We start from the raw sequence: 20,464 nt of genomic DNA on the forward strand, positions 1-20,464 counted from the left end.
GGGCCTATCCCCGCTCGCGCGGGGGAACCACGTAGATGTAGGGCGCCGAGACCTCGGCCAGGGGCCTATCCCCGCTCGCGCGGGGGAACCGACGTCAGCTCGGCGGCGCTGGATCTCGCCAAGGGCCTATCCCCGCTCGCGCGGGGGAACCGCTGGATCGGCTGACGATGTGGCCGGTGACGAGGGCCTATCCCCGCTCGCGCGGGGGAACCGTCGATTGCCATTGGCAGGGATCAATCGTGACGGGCCTATCCCCGCTCGCGCGGGGGAACCGGCGTTGAAGTGAAGGCCAGAGGTAGGGAACCGGGCCTATCCCCGCTCGCGCGGGGGAACCATCACCGCCCCATCGGGCACCGTCTCCATCCACGGCCTATCCCCGCTCGCGCGGGGGAACCATGCGGTTGGTTTCTTCCAGGCTGGCGGCCAGGGGCCTATCCCCGCTCGCGCGGGGGAACCTGAACGCAGCGCGCAGCGCGTCCGCGTCAGCGGGGCCTATCCCCGCTCGCGCGGGGGAACCACGGCGCGCACGCTGTCGGCCCGCGCACGGGTGGGCCTATCCCCGCTCGCGCGGGGGAACCTCTCACACCCAACTTGTTGAGGAGTAAGAGAAAACAACGAATCACATTCGGATTATTAAAGAGCGTTTCCTGATCCGCCGAGACGGGTCACCCACATGCCGTCCAGCTCCACCAACTCACGAGGAGGAGTACCGAGGTGCGCAAGGCCAATACCGCCAACCTCATTCAGATCACGCCAAACCATCACCAGACTGCCTCTCGGGTCCTGTCCATACCAATCGGCAACAACTCCCCATATGCGCTCCCGAACACCCTTGTTCATCCTGGGTGCGACGAACACTTTGGGAGCCACCTCCAACATCACAGACGCGAGGAAGCCGTGGAATCGGTCGGCGACATCACGTGCCACGATCATCACAAGCGCCATCGATCTCCTCCATGCGCAGCACCTGCTTGATCTTATCGATCATCGACGGGATGACTTGCTGTTTGCGAAACACCTGTGCCGCTTCACGGCGAACCAACCGGTCAACCGTTTCCTCGGCTCCTCCGGCCATCCTCTTCGCTGTCGAGAAGGCGATCTGCAACGTGACCGTCTCGCGAAACAAGTCAGCAATATCCAGCACAAACGACTGTCCCGAATCCTCATGAATGAAGCCGAGAGGTGGCAGCGCCGCCAGAGACTGAACGGCAATTGCCGCCGCTGCTTGTACGGCAGTGGCGGCGTGGTTCAGAGCCTGATTGGGAATGTCGGCGGCCGTTGGGTCGGCACGGTCGTAGTGGCGACCATTCCATTCAATGCCGTGTCTGTCTGCGATCAGCTTGTACATGATCTTGACGCGAGAGCCCTCGATGCCTCGCAGCGTGTCCAGATCGCGATGTGGCAGAACCTCGCCAAGCCGCAAGGCATACATATGTCGCGCGACACTCACCCGCCGACGCGGGTTTCCCCACAGCGCTGCCTGTCGCCGTGCGACATCTGAACGATCCGGCATCAGTGGAGGTGCGGTGTATGCGCGCACACCGTCCGCTCCAACGGCTGCCATCAAAGTGCCGTGGCGGGCGAGCAATCGCAATGCGTCGTGTGTCACGCTGCTGCCCGGCCCCAGCAAGATCATGGACACCGTTTGGTGGGGAACCTGATCCGCTCGCGGAGTCAAGGTGTCGCTGCCCCGCACGAAGTGCAGACACCCGTCAACCACGCACAACTCACCACGTTCTAGCCACAGCAACCCATGGCGGTCTGCATGCGGAAATCGAGCCGTTTCCAGCCCGAGGCGTCCTTTCAGCACTTTGGAAACCTCGCCGTCTCAGCTTCGAGCAGGACGCAGCAGCAACAGGCCAAAACCAAAAGAGCGGTGTCGCCCAACACCTTGCGCTAGCAACCCTGCGAACGCAAGCGGGTCGGCCACTCTCAAGTGGCCCGCCAGTAATGCGTCGGGTCCATCGACAACGCGGCTGTGGCGAGCATCATCTGCGCCCCTTTTCTGACTCCTGCGTGTCACCCCCAACTGCCTATAACCCGTCACCTGAGCATCCACCAGCTCTGCGCCGCGCTGCCGTATCAACAGATCGCGCAGCCATTGCACATACACCTCGCCGCGATTCGGCTCGCCATCACCAGCCTTCTCAATCGCAACCAAAAAGGCATCTCTCTCTCGCCCCGTCTTTCCCTCGCGAATGACGGGACGCACACGCACCTCGAACCCAAGCACGTGCCCTTCGGCCCATTGCGTTGGGAACGACCGCACGTTCATGCCACTGTGGTGCTGAGTCTCACCAAGACCCAATGCAGCCGCCGCATCTGGTTCTGCCAAAGCAGCAAGTTGGGCCAGTTCGGTAGCACTTAATCTGGTGTAAGCCAGCAAGCCCTGTTCAACATCCACGTAGCGAAATGGCTGCGGCGCATGTTCACCGAAGACCGATCGCAACAGCGCGTGAAACGCATAGCCCAAATCGCCTTGAGCATCCAACAGCCGATGGCGCGCAGCCCATGCAGCCAGTCGCTGCGGATCAGGTCGGGTGTGCAGAAGATAGAGAGGTTCAACACTCATGACATGTTTCCTGCGTATCGGATGAGCCCTTCGCGCACGGGACGCCAGCCGCCGTGGACGCCACTGGTCCAGTTGCGTTCATCGCACACATCCACCAAACGGTCACCCGGTAGTTGCCCTTCGCCATCTGGCCACTGGGCTCGCAAACCATCTTGCCCACTGGCCAATGGCGCAAGTTGCAGGGCTTGCAAAACCGTATCGGCGTCAATCCATCCGGCCACCAACCGACCCACGGGCAAACAAGGTTTGCGCCCGATGAAAAGAGGACGCTGGGGTCGGTCCATCGCTTGGGCTATTTCCTCCAGCGTGGGCGACTCGTCAGCAGGATCAAGCCGCAAGGCAAGAAGGGCCGTGAGGTCGGCGTGGTAGTCGCGGTACCGCTGCAATGTTAGGGACTTCCGCCCATTCTTTTCCATCGAATAGCTAGGGCTCTTTGCTCGCCCCTCTGGTTGCCCAAAAGTCGTCCAGCCGGCGTCATCTTCAAATAGCTCTGCTGTTTGATATTCCCGCAGCTTCTGCGCTTGCGTCTCCAGTCGGGTACCCACTAGCAACCGCTCTTGCAGCCGGTTGTGCAACACGTCGTCGCCCCGATCCCAGCCCAAGGCATTGGCAATCAGCCCAGTGACCATGGAGAGCGCCGGGAAGTCACGAATGACACCGAAGTTGTCGATGGTTTCGCCCCCAAACGCTATGAGTGGGGACGACAACCTGATCAGCAGATGGCGCGCCATATCAGTCCGCCTGCGCTGGCGCTGCACCTTGGGTGATGTAGGCCTGCACCCACGTTGCTAGGTCATTGAGGGGCAGGCGCTCGGCGTTGGGGACGGTCACCTTGTCCAAGGCCAGGAAGCGCCGATCCAGCGTAGCCCCGTAAGCCCCGTCCAGCTTGCCAATTTCGTCTGCCAGCATCTGCACAGCGGTCTCTCGAAGCGCTGTGTGGTCGGTCGGCAAGGCATTCTGGAATGCACCCGCGAGGCTGCGCGGTTGCCAGTCGCCTACTTCCACCAACATGAACTTGGCCCAGTCAAACGGTGCGGTCGATCCACGCTTGGCACCGGGGCTGACCGTGGCGATCAGATGCAACAAGTGTTGAACTACGCGGCCCGCCAGTTCCCGCTTCTCCTTAGGCAAAGTGGCCCAGTCTTTGGCTGCCTCACCTTCCAGGTTGGCAATCAGTTGCGGCACGTCCACCACCACGTAGCCGTAGTACAGGCCGGAGGCCAGTTCGGTATCGAAGATGCCAGCGGAACCCAGTTCACCCGCTTCGCGCTGCAGGTCGTCCACCACGGTGAAGTAGTCGTTCTCCACTTGGGCTTCGTGCACCGTGAAGGCGTGTGCCACGTACACAGCGGCATCGCGGCTGGCCAGTACGTCAGAGGTGACCATGCGACCGAACAGGGCAGACTCCAGCCCACTGCCGTGTTTCAGCGCTTCGATGTTCTTCTTCTCGTCCTTCTCCTTCAGAAACTTGCCGATGGACGCTTTGAGCGCCGTGGCTTCAGTGTTCTCCCGTGCCAGCTCGGCACACCTTTTGACAAGGTAGTCAATCTCCGCGTAGCCCATCAAAACGGCTTGCCCTGTTTCAAGTGCGTCTTTGCCTTTTGATTCTTTTCCGCCCTTGTCCAAAAGACCTGCGTCGCGCAGACCTTCGCCGGCCGCCTGTGCCAAGGCTTCGGACAGACCGCCCTCCATCAACCTTCTGCGGATCAAGTCCAGTGTCACCCTGGAGCGGACGGCCATGGGCACACCCAGGTTCGCCAGCGAGAAGTGATCCTCCGCAACCCGCCAGTGGCGCTTCAAACACTGAGACGAAATGCGCGTGCGTATGGCATCACCATAGGGCAAACGCTTCGCCAGACCGGCGTCGTCGCGGTTCAGCAGTGCGCCGGGGTAGTTGTGCAGGGTGTGAATTTGGATGAAACGGGGCAGATTCATGAAAGCTCCTTGAGTGATGGTCTGTTATGACTTGGATTCGGCTCGGGCCAGCGCCGAGAAATAGGGTCCAGCGATCTGGAGACGTATTTCCTCGGCCTCTGCTTGGCTGCTGCGCAAGGCGCTACCTTCCTTGAGTACCAGTTCACCCAGTTCGCGCCAGTTGGGTGCCACGCCTTTGCTGGCCAACAGTCGCAGCACACGAGGCAAAAGCTGCGTAAAGGCATCACCTCGCGAAGTGAGCAGTTTGGTGACGCGCGACTCAGACACACCGGCGGTGGCCAACTGCCGGCCCAGCCTTTGTTTGCCGTCGTGTCCAGTGAGCGCCATGCCGTGAGCAATCAAAGCCCAGCGTGGCCAGGTATCTGCATGCCATTGCTCTAGGGCCAAACCTGCCGCAGACAAGGCCCGCGCCAAAGCGGCAAGCTGGTGGGGCTGGAGCGCTTCTGGTTTGAGTCGGGCCAGTGCCGCGCGGTCACCGGTGCTGGCGCGCTTGATGCAGGCAGCCAGCGCACCAAAGGGCTCGCTGTACGTGGCGGCCGCCTCTGGTGGGGCGTGCTCTTCCAAAGTGGGTTCAAGCGTGGTCACTGGTTTCCTCCTGACGTTGGGCGGTTTGTTGGCGGTAGTAATTGACCAGATCGGGTATAGGGAACTTGTCACTGCGAAGCCCGCCATGAAAGCGTGACAAGGCCGCGGACTGGGCTCGGTACTTTTGGATGCCGCTGCGCGGTCCGGCGTCAAACGCCACTTTCAAAATGGCTTCTGCCCGTTCAACCAACCCAAGCAACCATTGCAGTCGCTGTGCGGCGGGATCAGCGGCCTCCATCTCTTCATTGAGGTCAACAAAGAAGCGCGAGTCTTCGGCTTCTTCAAATGGTGCGGAAAACTTGCTTGCCTTTGCTTTGTTTCCTTCACTGCTGTCATCAGAGGCACCGTTCCCAAACAAGACCGCCAGCGCAAGCCAGAGCAGCTTCCGAACTTCGCCAATAGCAGAGATGCGCTGCCCGGCAATGCGCTCCAGATGAGCTTTCTGGTTCGTCTTCAAAAGCCCCTGCACCTTGGGTGATACAGGTACGCGACGCTCGTGGTAACCCTCCGTCTTCCCTTGCCCACGAGTAACTCCCTGCGTGACAAAAACCAAGCTATCGCCGTTGGTTGAGTGATCAAAGTCTTGAGCAACCGGTGCTTGGTATTTACCGCCGAACATCAGCTCCGAAACCAATTTGTAGGTGAACCCATTGGCGGTAATCGTGAGTGCCTTACCGCCTTCCACATCAATGGGTGTCCATGCATCACCCGTCAACCCGTTTAGCTCTTTCGCAGCAATGCGCGCCGCTTTGCTGCCCGTCCCAACAGACATGATTTCACCGTCAACACACCGCAAACGAATACGACGACAAATCTCGATGTAGAACGGATCGAGCTTGGAAAACGACAGGCTGCTGAGCCCATCCCAAGGAGCCAGCCAGACCAGGGCCAAGCCGTCATCACCTTGCAAACCATGCGCTTCCACCGTTCGGTCGCGTCTCCTGAGCAACGCAGCAATGTCTCGCATCCAACGGCCTCCGGGGAAACCGACAGCAGCCACCCCCACACCTGGCTTGCTGGCAAAGCCTCCATTCATGCGAGAAATGCCGTAGTTGCCAGCACCCAAAAATCCCTCCTGGGTCTGCAAGCTCAACAAAGCAAACAGCCAGTCTTCAGGCTGTGATCGTCGCGCGCGGCTGCCCTTGAGATCATGGTTTTTTGATGTGACCAGCATGTCAATTTCGTCAGCGGCAAATGCTTCAGATTTCCAATCCGAGATACTTCCGCCGACGACGGTCGCCTGCAACAGCGCAGGTCGATTCGGTGGCGATACCAAACACCACGCAGCCCCGTCCGGGTCATCCGGCGTGAGCGCCAACAACGCATCACGCCACCCCTGCGCAGTTTCAAAAACCGCGGTCCTCTCTGCTTTGTGCAGTGCTATTGCGGCCAACTGCACCAGGAATGCATGCCATGGGTGACGCTGATGCGGACGCAAAGCCGGGTAGTCGCGTACCTCGTCTGCGGCCAGTGCCACGAACAACTCAGGCAAGTTGGCACATACGGTTTGCCCGTCGCTCGCACGGCGATAGCGAATGAGAGGCTCGGTGAGCAAGCAAAACTGCAGCTCCGGGGCAATCGTCATATGGGTCTTCCCTGTGTGGGTTAGTTTTTGTCGTGGGCTTTCAAGCGCTCAAGCCCAAAGCGGTTGTAACGATAACGCGCGGAGCCCAAGGTGAACTCAAAACCTGCGCTGGCGGGCAATACGGCGATGTCTGTTGGCAGCGCGTCAGGGCTGACCCCCTCGGGAATCTGATGGTGACGCAGCGCCAATTGCTTCACGGTCTGCTGAAACGGCCCGGGCTGGGGCGGGTCAAAAACCACAAGACGGTCAGCCGCGCCAAGGCGAGTCGCAATTTTTTGATCACTGTCCGGAAACAGAACCTCGCCAAACGCCTCGTAGTAAGGCAAGGTGTGGAGGTGCCCAACGCCTCTGCGAGCACTGGTGTCGCCCTCAATGGCCTGCCCCAGTTTCTGCCAGTCGGGCCCAAGTTCTTCCTCGACCCCCTGCAGCGCCTCAATGTGCGTGGCGTGCTCAACCAGCTGGCGGTTGTCGGCGGGTATCTGGCGGCTGGGCTGCGCCTGAACCAGGCGCTTGGTGGCTTCCACCATGCGCAAGTCGGGATAGACACCACCCCCATCGTGGAAGCGGCCCAGGCCATGGCGAGCACGCTTGAGCAAGGGTGAGAGATCGTGACCCGCGGGTGTGAGCACCCAGGCGTGTGGTTGGCGATAACCCTCGGGCCGCTCAGCCTCGGGGCGGTTGTGCCTGTGCAAACGGCCCAGGCGTTGCAGCAGCACATCCATGGGGCACAGGTCGGTGATGAGCAAATCGGCATCAATGTCCAGGCTTTGTTCCAGTGTTTGCGTGCCGACGATGACGCGCCCCCTCCCGTCTTGCCGTGTCTTCCCCAATTGGGCTTCGACCGCTTGATCAAGCAAGGGACGGTCTTGTCGGCTGTAGCGGCTGTGGTGAACGGTGCTGACGCCGTTGACCTTGAACAACCAGTCACCGCCTTGAGCCAAGGTCAGTTCTTCCAGTGCTTTCAATGTGGCGACGGCAGCAGGCACGGTGTTGCGTACCACCAGCACGCGCGCGCCTTGTGCCGCAGCCTGCGCGGCGAGCATCGCGATCTGCTTGGGGTTATCCATGGCATCCAGCGTCTCCCAATGCACTGTTTTGTGTTGTGGGTTGCCTGCCACGGGGTGCAAGTGAATGCCAGTTGAATCTCGGAAGCTGAGTACCGGATAGGCTGCTGCGCATGCATCGGCCAGCGAGGGTGGCGCATGCTTCTTTTTGTTTCCAATGTTGAGATAGCGCGTTCGGGCCATGGCGCCGAGGGTGGCGGAAAGCAATATGGAGTGACCACCGGCCTTGATGTGCGCTTGAAGCAATTTCTCCAACAGCACGGTCATGTACGCATCGGATGCGTGCACCTCATCAACCACCAACAAACTGCGAGCCAACAAGGCGTGCCGCATGTGGGCGTGCTTGACCTTGAGCGCCCCAAGCAATGCCTGGTCGATGGTGCCCACCGCGATGGTGGCGGCCAGAAAGCGCTTGGGTGATTCGGCCACCCACCGCTGGTGAGCTGTGTAGTCACCAGGGACATCTGGCCACTGGACTTTGAAATCAGGCAGGCTGATTTTTTCCTGATCGTCCGCGGCTTCGTATCCTGGCAACGCGCGCACGACCACAGGAGCACCCTTTGGCCACAGCCGCGTCACCAGTGCCAACACGCGTTGATAGAGCTGTGTCGCCGCAACGCGTGTGGGCAAGGCGAAGTACAGGCTGTCAACCTTGCCCGCTTCAAACAGCTGCACGAAGCGCCACAACGCAGCCTCGGTCTTTCCGCTACCGGTTTCAGCCTCCAGCACCACGATATCGCCCAAGGAGAGCTCGGCTGCGGCCAACTGCATGGGGCGGGCCGTCGGCACACCAAAAGCTGCGCTAAAGGTGGGCGGTTGACCATTCAGCTCGTTCTTCCAAGCAGACACATCCAAACCAATGGACCGCACCGCATAAGCGGCACGCGCGACAGCCGACTGGATTCGATCTTCCCCCGGCGCGGTGTAGGGAAAGAATGCTTCGCGCGTGTCAGAGCCCAGCCAGTCAGCCAGCTGAACCAGCCCGGCAAATAGATGTACGAAGGCGGGTTGGTCGGGCAGAGGTCGCAGGCATTCCATGAACGCCAGCGGATAGCTTTGCTTCAAGCGCTCACCCATGCGGGTCAAAGTAGCAGCCGGGTCGTACAACACCGTCCCGCTATTCGCCAACACCGGCTTCCAGATACTCGCCGTTTGCTTTTCAGGACATTCACACAGCGGTCGACCGTGATGGCTGATGCTTGCCTGAAGCAATTCACCGACAGCCACTTCACCCCAGGCAACTATTTCTGCAATGGGCAACCCGGCTGCGTAGTGTTCGGCGTTCGGCACGCGCCCGGCAATCAGTTCCCAGCCTTCGGGTCCATGTCCAAATGGGGTCGTGGGCCAAAGCGCTGGCGGTCGTTCGGGTGGTTGCCATCGTCGAGACTGAAAGCCGGCGTTGGCTTTGCCGACATCGTGCAGAAAGACCAACACGGCCAGTCGTTGCAAATCTGATTCGTCGAGGGGCCGACCAGCTGCAAGTTCAAGCGAACGCCGAATACCCGCGCATTCAGCCAAAGCCAAGAAGCACGCGGCGACGTCGGTCATGTGATCCAGCAACGGATGCTCGCCGATCAACTGCCCCGATTGGTCTCGCGAGAGCTTTCCCCAAGCCACCGGGTTGGTATTCGCCGTCAACGTGCGCCCTCCTGTCTGTGCCTCTGCTTCTGACACGACCGATTTCTCCCTGAAGGTTTTGCCAAAGCTGGTGGATTGCTTGACGGAGTGTGCAAGCGCCCGGTCTCAATTCATGAGACACCCCACCGAGCCACCCCATCCCGCATCCTTTCCAGCACCCGCTCGCGCAACCCAACTGGCGCCAGCACCTCCACCTCCGGCGTGTGCCGCAGGATGTCCATCACCAGTTCGCGGTCGTCGCTGTACGGGATCTGCAGCAACCAGTGGCCCTCGCTGTCCCACTCGCCTTTCTGCGCCGGGTGCCACTGCTCCGCCGCGACCCAGCGGGCGCGCTCTGGCGAAAAGCGCAGCGTGGCCCATTGCACTTCCTTGCCGCTGAAGATGCCATAGCCGTTGCCCAGGGTCTGGTTCAGCTCGTCTTCGGGCACGTCGATGGCCGGCGTGTCTTCGATCTGCGGCTGGCTGATGTTGTCGAGGCTGAAGCTGCGCAGTTCGTCGCGCTCGTGGCACCAGGCGTCCAGGATCCAGTTGCTGCGGTAGTGGATCAGGCGTTGGGGAGACACGGTGCGCTCGCTGCTCTGGCCAGAACCGCGCGCTTGGTAACGTATGTTCAACCTCTTGCGCTCCGCAAGGGCCATACCCACCGCTTCAAAGCACCGAGGGGGTACTTCACGCTTCCCGAGACCGATGATTCGGACGCGACTACGCAGGCGGTCGACGAAGTCGCTCAAGCCCTCCTTTTGGAGAATGTGCTGCAGTCGATTTTCAATCGGTTGGATGTGTCGGTGCAGCAGGTCGCCGGGTTGAACATCCGAGATCAGGTGCTGTAGTGTGAGCAGTGCCAGGACTTCACTCGGCTTGAACCACAGTCCTGAAATCTCCTGCGGAGCATCATGGCTTCCTGCTTGTGGTGTCCAGCGATAGGTCTGGCCTTCGTTGTCCCAATGTATGGGATGACCAAGCTTGTCACGCAACCAGGCCAAATCTCTCATCAAGGTCGCTCTTGAGGCGCCGGTCTCTTCCTGTAGGTGAGCCAGTGTGGTACTTCTTCTTGCGCGAAGCAGCGCGACGATGTGGTGCAGACGATCCGTCTTGTTCAATGCAACACCTCCCCTGACCAGCTACTTTTCGATACCTCCAACTCTATCTTGAAGCGCTTTTCGGGGAAATGGATCGGGGCGCAGGGGAAAGCCCGCTCGTCCATGAACGCACATGTCGCTCTAGATGAAGCAGCACCAAGAGCCTCACTGCCGAAAACCGCCGTCAGAGAATGGCCCGCTGCATCGGTCATAAAACTAACCGCGAGAGACACGACAGAGAATCACCCCTCGCCCGCAACCCCGCGAAAACACTGGGCCCAGAAAGACAAAAGGCCCCCACTTGCGTGGGAGCCTTGTCTTACTGGCGGAGTGAGAGGGATTCGAACCCTCGATGAGGCTCTACACCCCATACTCCCTTAGCAGGGGAGCACCTTCGGCCACTCGGTCATCACTCCTGAGCCGCGTATTATGCCTCAAGTCTTTTCCGTTTCCGGGGACCCAGGCCTTGGCGGCATCACTTAGAAATCGTGTCGGCCGTCTGATCCAGATCGAACTCGCGGTGCAGCGCGCGCACAGCCAGTTCCATGTACTTCTCGTCGATCACCACCGAGGTCTTGATCTCGGAAGTCGAGATCATCTGGATGTTGATGCCGTCGTCGCTCAGGCACTTGAACATGCGGCTGGCCACGCCCACGTGGCTGCGCATGCCGATGCCGACGATGGACACCTTGCAGATGCGATTGTCGCCCACCACGTCGGCCGCTCCCAGGGCTGGCAGAACCTGGCCCTTGAGCAGGTCCAGCGTCTTCTGGAAATCGTTGCGGTGCACCGTGAAGCTGAAGTCGGTCTTGCCGTCCTTGCTCAGGTTCTGGATGATCACGTCCACTTCGACGTTGGCAGCCGCCACGGCGCCCAGGATCTGGTAGGCGATGCCTGGCTTGTCGGGCACGCCCAGCACAGAAACCTTCGCTTCGTCGCGGTTGAAGGCAATGCCGGAAACAACGGCTCGTTCCATATCTTCGTCTTCCTCAAAAGTGATCAGGGTGCCAGAGCTGGCTTCTTCATTCAGGTCGATGTCCCAAGGGGTGAAGCTGGACAGCACGCGCAGCGGCACCTTGTACTTGCCGGCAAATTCCACCGAGCGGATCTGCAGCACCTTGGAGCCCATGCTGGCCATCTCCAGCATTTCCTCGAAGCTCACGCGCTCCAGGCGCTTGGCTTCGGGCACCACGCGCGGGTCGGTCGTGTACACGCCGTCCACGTCGGTGTAGATCAGGCACTCGGCGGCCTTCATGGCTGCTGCCACAGCCACGGCCGAGGTGTCGCTGCCACCACGGCCCAGCGTGGTGATGTTGCCATCGGGGTCCACGCCCTGGAAACCAGTGACGATCACCACCTTGCCAGCGGCCAGATCAGCACGCACGCGGGCGTCGTCAATGGATTCGATGCGGGCTTTGGTGTAGGCGTCGTTGGTCTTGATGGCCACCTGCCAGCCGGCATAACTCACAGCGTCGATGCCCTCGGCCTGCAGCGCGATGGCCAGCAGGGCCGACGAGGCCTGCTCGCCGGTGGCGGCCAGCATGTCCAGCTCGCGGCCGTAGGCCTTGCCCAGCTGGGCGGGTTGCAGTTCCTTGGCCAGTGCCAGCAGGCGGTTGGTCTCGCCGCTCATGGCGCTGGGTACCACCACCATCTGGTGACCAGCCTTGTGCCACTTGGCGACACGCCGGGCCACGTTGCGGATGCGCTCGGTGGACCCCATGGAGGTGCCGCCGTACTTGTGAACAATCAAAGCCATCGGGTTGGATCGGGAAGAGGATCGTTGGAATGACCACGCGGCCGTTGGTCGCGCTGGGCCGGTCGCCGGAACCGGCCGGGCCGCCGGATGCATCCGGCAAAGCCTTGGAATTATATCGGCGCGGCCCCGGCCGTCCGGCCGAACGTCAGATGCCCACCGTCCCGACGCAGGGTCCCGTCGGCCACCTTGAGCTCGATGCGATGCCCCCGCGTCCGACAGGCCGCCAACTGGTCCAGCACCTGCTCCATCTGAGCCGCAGCGGGCACCACACCCCAGTGCCTGTGCAACCAATGGCGCAAGGCATTGGCTTGACGCTCGCGGCTGAGCGCTTGCAAACCGGCGATGGACGGGGGCTCTCCCACCGTAGCCAGGTCGATGCGCGCGAGGTCGCCCAGCAACTGCTGGGCCTGCGCGGCATGGCGCGCACTGCGGGCAAGCATGGGGCGGAACCCCGGGAAGCAGGCGTCCCAGGCGGGCAGCAAGGTCTTGCGAATGCGGTTGCGCGTGTAGCGCAAGTCGGCGTTGCTCGGGTCGTCGACAAAAGGCTCCCCACTGCTTTCGACCCAGGCCCGCAGGGTGCTGACAGGAAGCTCCAGCAAGGGGCGGGCGAAGCGCATTCCGTGGCGCTCAAAGTGATCGGGCATGGCTGCCAGCCCGGGCAGCCCGGCACCACGGCTGAGCGCCAGCATCAGGGTCTCGGCCTGGTCATCGGCGTGATGGGCCAGCAGCACAAGGTCCGCACCCGCAGACCTGGCCAGATCCGCCAGTGCGCGGTACCGATGGAGGCGCGCTGCGTCCTCCGGGCTCTGGCCTCGCGCAGGCGTGGCACGGACATGCGCCAGATGCAATGGCACACCCAGCCGGTCGCAGGTGATCCTTGCTGTGGTTTCGAAGGCATCTGCCGCGGCCTGCAAGCCATGGTGCACATGAAGGGCCACCACGCACCCCGGCCAGAGCGCGTGGGCCGCCAGCAGCAGCGCCGTGGAATCGGCACCGGCGCTGTACGCGACGGCCAGCCTGGGGGAGGTGTCTGGCGCCCTTTGTGAGTACCAGCGCAGCAGCGCCGGCCCGCACGGGTTGGGCGACGCGGCCACGCTGCGCCTCAGCGCTTGGCGCTGTCGGCCTTGGTGTCGGTGAAGCGGCCGTAGCTGTCCAGGCGCGCGTGGCGTCGCTCCAGCAGCTCCTTGACCTTGAGATCGGCCACCTGACGCCAGGCGTCGTTGAGGGCGCGCTTGAGGAACGCGGCCATCTGACCAGGGTCGCGGTGCGCACCGCCAACCGGCTCGTTGACGATCTTGTCGACCAGACCCAGCGCCTTGAGGCGATGCGCCGTGATGCCCAGCGCCTCGGCCGCGTCGCTGGCACGGTCGCTGGTCTTCCAGAGAATCGACGCACAGCCCTCGGGACTGATCACCGAGTACACCGAGTACTGCAGCATCAGCACCTGGTCGGCCACCGAGATGGCCAGTGCACCGCCCGAACCACCTTCACCGATGATGGTGGAGATGATCGGCACCTCCAGCTGCGCCATCTCGAAGATGTTGCGGCCGATGGCCTCGGACTGGCCGCGCTCCTCGGCGTCGATGCCGGGATAGGCACCGGGCGTGTCGACGAAGGTGAACACCGGCAGCTTGAATTTCTCGGCCAGCTTCATCAGGCGCAGCGCCTTGCGGTAGCCCTCGGGCTTGGTCATGCCGAAGTTACGCAGACCACGCTCCTTGGTATCCCGCCCCTTCTGGTGGCCGATCACCATGCAGGGCTGACCGTTGAAACGGGCCAGACCGCCGACGATGGACAGATCGTCCGAGAAATGCCGATCGCCGTGCAGTTCCTGGAAGTGCGTGAAGATCTCGTTCACGTAGTCCAGCGTGTACGGCCGGTCCTGATGGCGCGCAATCTTCGTGATCTGCCACGGCGTCAGGGTGCTGTAGATGTCCTTGGTGAGCTGCAGACTCTTGCCCGACAGCTGTTCGATCTCGGCAGAAATGTCGACCGCGGATTCGGTCTGCACATAGCGGAGCTCTTCGATCTTGCTTTCGAGTTCGGCAATGGGCTGCTCGAAGTCGAGAAAATTTCTTTTGGCCAAGGTATGACTCCTTTGGTCTTTGTGCGAACGACGTCCGGAAACAGGAAAGCCCCGAAGGGCTCAGTAGCTGACCGGCAGTGGGTCCAGCGAGCGCCAAATATACCAAGTGGCGACGCTGCAGTAAGGCGCCCAGGAGGCAGCCACTTCGCGGATCTCGCTGCGGCTGACCGGTTCACCGGAAAAGTAGGCGCGGCTGATGCCGTTCTGCAGGCCGATGTCGTCCAGCGGCAGCACGTTCGGACGCATCAGGTGAAAAATCAGGAACATCTCGGCGGTCCAGCGGCCAATGCCGCGGATGGCCACCAACTCGGCGATGATCGCCTCGTCGTCCATCTCGGCCCACTTGTCGACGTGCACCTGATCGTTGGCAAAGTGAAGCGCCAGGTCCACCAGGTACTCGACCTTGCGTGCTGACAGACCGGCTGCCCGCATGTCGTCCACTTTGAGCTTGAGCACATAGGCCGGCGTCATCTTGCGCGGCAGCTTTTCGAAGCGGTCCCACACGGATTGCGCCGCCTTGACCGATATCTGCTGCCCCACAATACTGCGGGCCAGCGTGACAAACGCATCGCCCCGAGACTGAAGGCTGGCGCCCGCGTGCTGGGGGATGAGCTTTTTCATCACCCGATCGCGCTTCATCAGATGCCGACATGCCTCCTGCCAATACAGCGGCGCATCGGGCCCGACATCGGGCAATTGCGAGGTCACCATCAGGCACGCTCCCAGGTGGTGCCGGCAGGACTGTCCTTGAGCACGATGCCCTGGGCCAACAGCGCCTGGCGGATACGGTCCGCCTCGGAGAAGTTCTTGGCGGCTTTGGCGGCGGCCCGGGCCGCAATCTGATCAGCAATGGCGGCTTCGTCCAGGCCATCACCGGCGCCACCCGCTTGCAGATAGCTTTGCGGATCCTGCTGCAACAGTCCCAGCACGCCCCCGAGCGCCTGCAACACACCGGCCAGCGAGGCATCGCGGGTGCGGTTCACTTCGCTGGCCAGATCGAACAACACGGCGACGGCCTCGGGCGTACCGAAATCCTCGTCCATGGCGACCTTGAACCGGGCGGCAGACGGCTGGTTCCAGTCAATGCGCTCGGGCACCTCGGCCCTGACCGCGGCCAGCGCGGTGTAGAGGCGCTTGAGGGCCGAGCGTGCATCGTCCAGATGGGCATCGCTGTAGTTCAGGGCGCTGCGATAGTGGGCGCGCAGCACGAAGAAGCGCACCGTCTCGGCGTCGTACTTCTCCAGCACCTCGCGGATGGTGAAGAAATTGCCCAGGCTCTTGGACATCTTTTCGTTGTCCACCCGCACGAAGCCGTTGTGCATCCAGAAGCGCGCCAGCGGCTGGCCAGTCGCACCCTCGCTCTGGGCGATCTCGTTCTCGTGGTGCGGAAACTGCAGATCAGCGCCACCGCCGTGGATGTCGAAGCTCTCACCCAGCATCTCGCAGCTCATGGCAGAGCACTCAATGTGCCAGCCCGGTCGACCGCTGCCGTAGGGACTGTCCCACTTCGCCTCGGCAGGCTCCTCGGCCTTGGCCGATTTCCAGAGCACGAAGTCCAGCGGGTCCTGCTTGCCGTCGTCTACTGCGACACGCTCGCCAGCGCGCAGATCGTCCAGCGACTTGCCGGAGAGCTTGCCGTAGCCAGGGAACTTGCGCACCGCGTAGTTCACATCGCCATTGGGACTGCGGTAGGCCAGCCCTTTGTCTTCCAGTTGGCGCACGATGCCCAGCATCTGCTGCACGTAGTCGGTGGCGCGCGGCTCGTGAGTGGGCCGCTCGATTCCCAGCGCATCCGCGTCCTGGTGCAGCGCCTCGATCATGCGGTTGGTCAGCTGGGTGATGGTTTCACCGTTCCTGACCGCACGGGCGATGATCTTGTCGTCGATGTCCGTCACATTGCGCACATAGGTGACGCGATACCCGCTGGCCTTGAGCCAGCGCTGCACCACATCGAACGCCAGCATCGAGCGGGCATGACCGAGGTGACAGAGGTCGTACACGGTCATGCCGCAAACGTACATGCGCACATGCCCGGGATCGAGCGGCAGGAACGGCTCGACGCCGCGGGAGAGGGTGTTGAAGATTCGCAAGGACATGGAAGGCCAGCCGAACGACCCGACCGGAGCGCACCTGCATGCAGGGAGCATCTCGACCCGGACGTCGACAGGATTCAGGGAAAAGAAGCGCGAGAACAGCGGACAACTCACCGGTGTCGCGCGACCACCGGACTGCAGGGCCTGGCGGGGGGCCCTCAGATACAATGCGCCAGTATATCCAGCCCACTGCGCCACCGGCATTTTCGATGCCCGCACACAGGAGCGCTATAGTATTCGCCGACCGGCGCAGGCCGGCCTTCGGTTTGCTGTTGTCGCCATCTGAGGTCACATGATCAACCCCATGCAATTTCCCTCTGCCCAGCCCGTCAAGTCCCGCAGTCTCGGCACCCGGCGACCCTTCGCTCCGCTGCGCCTGATGGCCATGTGCGTCGCAGTTTCAGCCGCTCTCGCCGCGCCGCTAGCGCAAGCCCAGGCCGACGACTACGCAGAGGTCAATCGCCTGTTGCGCGCCGGACAGTTCTCGGAAGCCATGAGCAAGGCCGACCAGTACCTCGCAGGCAAGCCCCGGGACCCCCAGATGCGCTTTCTCAAGGGCGTGATCCAGACCGAAAGTGGCAAACAGGCCGATGCCGTCGCCACCTTCCAGAAGCTGACCGAGGAGTTCCCCGAACTGCCCGAGCCCTACAACAACCTAGCCGTCCTGTACGCAGGCCAGAGCCAGTTCGACAAGGCACGAGCGGCGCTCGAAATGGCGATCCGCACCAACCCCAGTTACGCCACAGCGCACGAGAACCTGGGCGACGTCTACGCCAAGCTTGCCAGCCAAGCCTACAGCAAAGCCTTGCAGCTGGATGCCGGCAATGCCGGAGTCGCGCCCAAGCTGAGCCTGATCCGCAACCTGTTCGCGGCCGATGCCAAGGGCGCCAAGCCTGCAGCAGCTCCCGCAGTATCGACGCCCCCTGTTGCCGCAGCCAAGCCCGCAGCGTCGGCGCCCGCCGCAGCACCCGCAGCCCAGGCGCCAGCTGCCACCGGCAACGCCGAAAGCGACGTGGAATCAGCCGTAGCGGCCTGGGCCAAGGCCTGGTCCAGCAAAAACATGTCGGGCTACCTGGGTGCCTACGCCGGTAGCTTCACCCCTCCTGGCGGCCAGAGCCGCAGCGAATGGGAAGCCGACCGCAAGGCCCGCATCATGCCGCGCAACCGCATCGACGTGGACATCAGCGAACTCTCCGTTTCGGTCAACGGTGACCGGGCCTCTGCCAAGTTCCGTCAGGCTTACTCTTCCGATTCACTGAGTGTGACAAGCCGCAAGACACTGGACTTGGTCAGGAGCGGGAATCGCTGGCTGATCGTGCGCGAATCCACGGGATCCTGATGGCCGGTCGGCGGTTTTTCCAACGGGGTCACGCCAGCGTACCAGCCGCCTCCCTGCGCACCGTTTCCGGCCTGCCCCGATGGCTGATCGGAACCTTGGCATTTGCAGCCCTGTCAGGCTCTCTCCTTGCGTTCTTGCACCAGGGACCTGTGGATCCCCTGCTCTTCCGGGACGACTCGCCTGCAGGATCGACCTCAACGGACACCGCGGTAACCGGCCCGTCGATCATTGATGCCGCCATGGCCCGGATGCACGACGCGTCCGATGCCATCAAGTCGGTGACCAGGCCCTCCGGCCTGCGACCACAACCGTTGTCGGACGACGCCATGGCCCGCGTCGCCCCTTTGTTGGGTCGGGCCGAGGCCAGGCTGATCGATATCTACCGTCTCATCAGCCAGGGCCAGCACCGCGAGGCGCTGTCACAAGCCGATCGCCTGGTCCGCGATCACCCCAACTTCCACCTCGCTCACCTCGTGCACGGAGACCTGCTGAGCCTGCAGGTCCGGCCGGTCCGCCAGCTGGGTGACGTGCCCGACACCACCGCTATTGCAGCGGCGCAGCAGCTCGCCGTTCTTCGGGACGAGTCGCGCCGACGCCTACGTGCGTTGACCGAAAGACCACCCGAAGGAGCCATTCCTTCCCAGTTCCTGAGCCTCTCCTCCCAGAGCAGGCATGCGATCGCCGTCGACGCGTCCCGGTCACGCCTGTACCTGTTCGAGAACCAGACGCCGTCCGGCGGTACGAACGGCTTGCTGGCGACCCCTCCCAGGCTCAAGCTGCTGGGCGACTTCTACATCTCGGTCGGCTTGTCGGGTATCGAGAAAGAGGTCGAAGGCGACAAGCGCACACCTCTGGGCGTCTACTACATCACCAGCAATCTGCACCCCGACAGCCTGCCCGACCTCTATGGCGTCGGTGCGCTGCCCATCAACTACCCGAACCCGCTGGACCTGCAGCGCGGCAAGACCGGTAGCGGCATCTGGCTGCATGGAACACCGCGCGAGCAGTTTGTCCGGGCGCCACAAGCGTCGGACGGCTGCGTGGTGCTGTCCAACCCGGATCTCGAACGACTGCTGGCCACCGTGCAGATCCGCACCACGCCGGTGGTGATCGCCCCCGAACTCCAATGGGTGCAACCGGAGGAACTCGAAGCCGAACGGCTTGCGTTCGAAAGCGCACTGGCCTCCTGGAAAGAAGCCAAGAGCGCGGGCCAGAGCGAACGCCTGAGCGCGTTCTACTCCAGCAAGTTGCTCGCCGGGAGCGGGTCCGGCGGCGGCCGACCGGAGGCTGGTCCAGACTCCGCCAAAGGCGTGAGAGCAGTCGACATCAAGGATGTTTCCGTGCTCCGCTGGCAGGACCAGCAGGAAACGATGGTGGTCACCTTCGGAGAGGTGCCACAAGGTCAGAGCCGAGGGGTGACCCGGCGCCAGTACTGGGCTCGTGAAAGCGACCAGTGGAAGATTTTTCATGAAGGGACTCCCTGATGCCGTCCGAGCTCGATCACACCACCCTGAACCGCCGGACCTCGGTGCGCACCCTTGTACTCGCCACCCTGGCGGCATGCACCTTCGGCGCCCTGTCCATATCGGATGCCAGGGCCGCCGGCGCGTCGAACCCCAAAGTTCGCCTGAGCACCTCGGCCGGTGACATCGTGCTGGAGCTGTACCCCGACAAGGCACCCAAGACGGTCGAAAACTTCCTTCAATACGTCCGTGACAAACACTACGACGGCACGGTGTTCCACCGCGTGATCAACAACTTCATGGTCCAGGGTGGCGGATACGACGCCCGCTACCGCGAGAAGCCCACCCGCGCACCGGTGGTGCACGAGGGCCAGGCGGCGCTGGAGCGAGGTGGCCCGCGCAACGTGGCGGGCACGGTCGCCATGGCGCGCACCAACGACCCGCACTCCGCAACCGCCCAGTTTTTCATCAACGTCAAGGACAACGCCTTCCTGGACCCGACCCCCATCCCGCCAGGGGATCCAGTGCCGCGCTTCGAATACGGCGGCCGTGTCTATGAAAATGTGCCTCGCGCCAATCTGCTGGCGGCCGGACAACTGTTTGGCTACACCGTGTTCGGCAAGGTGATCGCCGGCATGGACGTGGTCAACAAGATCAAGGCCACGCCCACCGGTGCCGGCGGCCCCTTCCCGACGGATGTCCCCAAGACGCCCGTCACCATCCTCAAAGCCACTCTGGAGAACTGAACATGGCCAACCCCCAGGTCGAACTGCACATCACGGGCCTCGGCGTCATCACGCTTGAACTCGACGCAGAAAAAGCCCCCCTGACGACCGCCAACTTCCTGGCCTACGTCAACAAGGGCCACTACAACAACACCGTGTTCCATCGCGTGATCCCCGGCTTCATGGTGCAGGGCGGCGGCTTCGAGCCCGGCATGAACCAGAAAGCCACCGACGCCCCGATCCAGAACGAAGCCAACAATGGCCTGCGCAACGAGATCTACACCGTGGCCATGGCGCGCACCAGCGACCCGCATTCGGCCAGCGCCCAGTTCTTCATCAACGTCGCCAACAACGCTTTCCTGAACCACACCGCTCCGAGCGCCCAGGGCTGGGGCTATGCGGTGTTCGGCAAGGTGGTGTCGGGGTCCGATGTGGTGAAGAAGATCGAAGCCACCCCCACCGGTCGCCGCGGCTTCCACGACGACGTGCCCAAGCAGGACGTGGTGATCGAAAAGGCCGTCGCGCTCTGAGGCTCAGGGTGCAT

18 protein-coding genes, 1 tRNA gene and 1 CRISPR repeat array (1 of these 20 only partly in view) are annotated in these 20,464 nt (G+C 62.4%); of the genes, 4 read left to right on the forward strand and 15 right to left on the reverse strand.

The window, feature by feature from the left end:
* A CRISPR array of direct repeats spans positions 1-578; the repeat unit is 29 nt; unit sequence GGGCCTATCCCCGCTCGCGCGGGGGAACC (it extends 2,745 nt beyond the left edge of the window).
* 55 nt (positions 579-633) lie between these two features.
* From cas2e to cysS, 15 genes are all read right to left on the reverse strand, one after another.
* A complete protein-coding gene (gene cas2e, locus HPF_RS16075) occupies positions 634-945 on the reverse strand; it encodes a type I-E CRISPR-associated endoribonuclease Cas2e (protein ID WP_133157178.1) in 312 nt (103 codons plus the stop codon).
* Positions 917-1,810: a type I-E CRISPR-associated endonuclease Cas1e gene (cas1e, locus tag HPF_RS16080; protein WP_133157179.1), complete on the reverse strand. Its 894-nt coding sequence runs from the start codon at positions 1,808-1,810 to the stop codon at positions 917-919. The genes cas2e and cas1e overlap by 29 nt, the downstream gene beginning before the upstream one ends.
* Before the next feature lie 18 nt (positions 1,811-1,828).
* Positions 1,829-2,572, reverse strand: coding sequence for a type I-E CRISPR-associated protein Cas6/Cse3/CasE (gene cas6e / locus HPF_RS16085; protein WP_133157180.1), 744 nt, complete (start codon positions 2,570-2,572; stop codon positions 1,829-1,831).
* On the reverse strand, positions 2,569-3,303 hold the full coding sequence (gene cas5e / locus HPF_RS16090; protein ID WP_133157181.1) for a type I-E CRISPR-associated protein Cas5/CasD: 735 nt from the start codon (positions 3,301-3,303) through the stop codon (positions 2,569-2,571). Before cas5e ends, cas6e begins: the two co-directional genes overlap by 4 nt.
* 1 nt (position 3,304) lies before the next feature.
* Entirely contained in the window at positions 3,305-4,507 is a 1,203-nt protein-coding gene (gene cas7e / locus HPF_RS16095; protein WP_133157182.1) for a type I-E CRISPR-associated protein Cas7/Cse4/CasC, read from the reverse strand.
* Positions 4,508-4,531: 24 nt separating this feature from the next.
* Entirely contained in the window at positions 4,532-5,092 is a 561-nt protein-coding gene (locus HPF_RS16100) for a type I-E CRISPR-associated protein Cse2/CasB (RefSeq protein ID WP_207959175.1), read from the reverse strand.
* Entirely contained in the window at positions 5,079-6,677 is a 1,599-nt protein-coding gene (locus HPF_RS16105) for a type I-E CRISPR-associated protein Cse1/CasA (protein WP_133157184.1), read from the reverse strand. Before HPF_RS16105 ends, HPF_RS16100 begins: the two co-directional genes overlap by 14 nt.
* 20 nt (positions 6,678-6,697) lie before the next feature.
* On the reverse strand, positions 6,698-9,379 hold the full coding sequence (gene cas3 / locus HPF_RS16110; RefSeq protein ID WP_243721598.1) for a CRISPR-associated helicase Cas3': 2,682 nt from the start codon (positions 9,377-9,379) through the stop codon (positions 6,698-6,700).
* A 110-nt stretch (positions 9,380-9,489) separates the two neighbouring features.
* A complete protein-coding gene (locus tag HPF_RS24160) occupies positions 9,490-10,371 on the reverse strand; it encodes a helix-turn-helix transcriptional regulator (protein WP_424955200.1) in 882 nt (293 codons plus the stop codon).
* A gap of 410 nt (positions 10,372-10,781) precedes the next feature.
* Positions 10,782-10,874: transfer RNA gene (locus tag HPF_RS16120), tRNA-Ser, on the reverse strand.
* Positions 10,875-10,933: 59 nt separating this feature from the next.
* Complete coding sequence (locus HPF_RS16125; protein WP_133157186.1) at positions 10,934-12,214, reverse strand: aspartate kinase; 1,281 nt, start codon at positions 12,212-12,214, stop codon at positions 10,934-10,936.
* A gap of 110 nt (positions 12,215-12,324) precedes the next feature.
* Positions 12,325-13,308, reverse strand: coding sequence for a tRNA lysidine(34) synthetase TilS (gene tilS, locus HPF_RS16130; RefSeq protein ID WP_424955180.1), 984 nt, complete (start codon positions 13,306-13,308; stop codon positions 12,325-12,327).
* Between the two features lie 8 nt (positions 13,309-13,316).
* Positions 13,317-14,300, reverse strand: a complete 984-nt coding sequence (locus HPF_RS16135) for an acetyl-CoA carboxylase carboxyltransferase subunit alpha (RefSeq protein ID WP_066158442.1) — start codon at positions 14,298-14,300, stop codon at positions 13,317-13,319.
* Positions 14,301-14,360: 60 nt separating this feature from the next.
* Positions 14,361-15,011: a DNA-3-methyladenine glycosylase family protein gene (locus HPF_RS16140; RefSeq protein ID WP_066158440.1), complete on the reverse strand. Its 651-nt coding sequence runs from the start codon at positions 15,009-15,011 to the stop codon at positions 14,361-14,363.
* Complete coding sequence (gene cysS, locus HPF_RS16145; protein ID WP_133157187.1) at positions 15,011-16,396, reverse strand: cysteine--tRNA ligase; 1,386 nt, start codon at positions 16,394-16,396, stop codon at positions 15,011-15,013. The genes HPF_RS16140 and cysS overlap by 1 nt, the downstream gene beginning before the upstream one ends.
* Before the next feature lie 376 nt (positions 16,397-16,772).
* Here cysS and HPF_RS16150 point away from each other — a divergent pair, with 376 nt between their 5' ends.
* The 4 genes from HPF_RS16150 (at position 16,773) to HPF_RS16165 (ending at position 20,450) form a co-directional block, all read left to right on the forward strand.
* Positions 16,773-17,732 carry a nuclear transport factor 2 family protein gene (locus HPF_RS16150; RefSeq protein ID WP_207959413.1) on the forward strand — a complete coding sequence of 320 codons (960 nt, stop codon included), beginning with the start codon at positions 16,773-16,775 and terminating at the stop codon, positions 17,730-17,732.
* A 149-nt stretch (positions 17,733-17,881) separates the two neighbouring features.
* Positions 17,882-19,216: a L,D-transpeptidase family protein gene (locus tag HPF_RS16155; protein WP_243721600.1), complete on the forward strand. Its 1,335-nt coding sequence runs from the start codon at positions 17,882-17,884 to the stop codon at positions 19,214-19,216.
* A complete protein-coding gene (locus HPF_RS16160; protein ID WP_133157189.1) occupies positions 19,216-19,941 on the forward strand; it encodes a peptidylprolyl isomerase in 726 nt (241 codons plus the stop codon). The genes HPF_RS16155 and HPF_RS16160 overlap by 1 nt, the downstream gene beginning before the upstream one ends.
* A gap of 2 nt (positions 19,942-19,943) precedes the next feature.
* On the forward strand, positions 19,944-20,450 hold the full coding sequence (locus tag HPF_RS16165) for a peptidylprolyl isomerase (RefSeq protein ID WP_079367223.1): 507 nt from the start codon (positions 19,944-19,946) through the stop codon (positions 20,448-20,450).
* The last annotated feature ends 14 nt before the right edge of the window (positions 20,451-20,464 follow it).

Origin of the sequence: Hydrogenophaga pseudoflava (genome assembly GCF_004353865.1) — a bacterium.
In the GTDB taxonomy this organism is placed as follows: domain Bacteria; phylum Pseudomonadota; class Gammaproteobacteria; order Burkholderiales; family Burkholderiaceae_C; genus Hydrogenophaga; species Hydrogenophaga pseudoflava.

Excerpts from the sequence above, each read along its gene's own strand:
- cas6e (WP_133157180.1), bottom strand. The coding sequence starts at position 2,572 with ATGAGTGTTGAACCTCTCTATCTTCTGCACACCCGACCTGATCCGCAG.
- cas5e (WP_133157181.1), bottom strand. The coding sequence starts at position 3,303 with ATGGCGCGCCATCTGCTGATCAGGTTGTCGTCCCCACTCATAGCGTTT.
- cas2e (WP_133157178.1), bottom strand. The coding sequence starts at position 945 with ATGGCGCTTGTGATGATCGTGGCACGTGATGTCGCCGACCGATTCCAC.
- cas7e (WP_133157182.1), bottom strand. The coding sequence starts at position 4,507 with ATGAATCTGCCCCGTTTCATCCAAATTCACACCCTGCACAACTACCCC.
- HPF_RS16125 (WP_133157186.1), bottom strand. The coding sequence starts at position 12,214 with ATGGCTTTGATTGTTCACAAGTACGGCGGCACCTCCATGGGGTCCACC.
- HPF_RS16150 (WP_207959413.1), top strand. The coding sequence starts at position 16,773 with ATGGCCATGTGCGTCGCAGTTTCAGCCGCTCTCGCCGCGCCGCTAGCG.
- cysS (WP_133157187.1), bottom strand. The coding sequence starts at position 16,396 with ATGTCCTTGCGAATCTTCAACACCCTCTCCCGCGGCGTCGAGCCGTTC.
- HPF_RS16140 (WP_066158440.1), bottom strand. The coding sequence starts at position 15,011 with ATGGTGACCTCGCAATTGCCCGATGTCGGGCCCGATGCGCCGCTGTAT.
- HPF_RS16105 (WP_133157184.1), bottom strand. The coding sequence starts at position 6,677 with ATGACGATTGCCCCGGAGCTGCAGTTTTGCTTGCTCACCGAGCCTCTC.
- HPF_RS16160 (WP_133157189.1), top strand. The coding sequence starts at position 19,216 with ATGCCGTCCGAGCTCGATCACACCACCCTGAACCGCCGGACCTCGGTG.
- HPF_RS24160 (WP_424955200.1), bottom strand. The coding sequence starts at position 10,371 with ATGAGAGATTTGGCCTGGTTGCGTGACAAGCTTGGTCATCCCATACAT.
- HPF_RS16165 (WP_079367223.1), top strand. The coding sequence starts at position 19,944 with ATGGCCAACCCCCAGGTCGAACTGCACATCACGGGCCTCGGCGTCATC.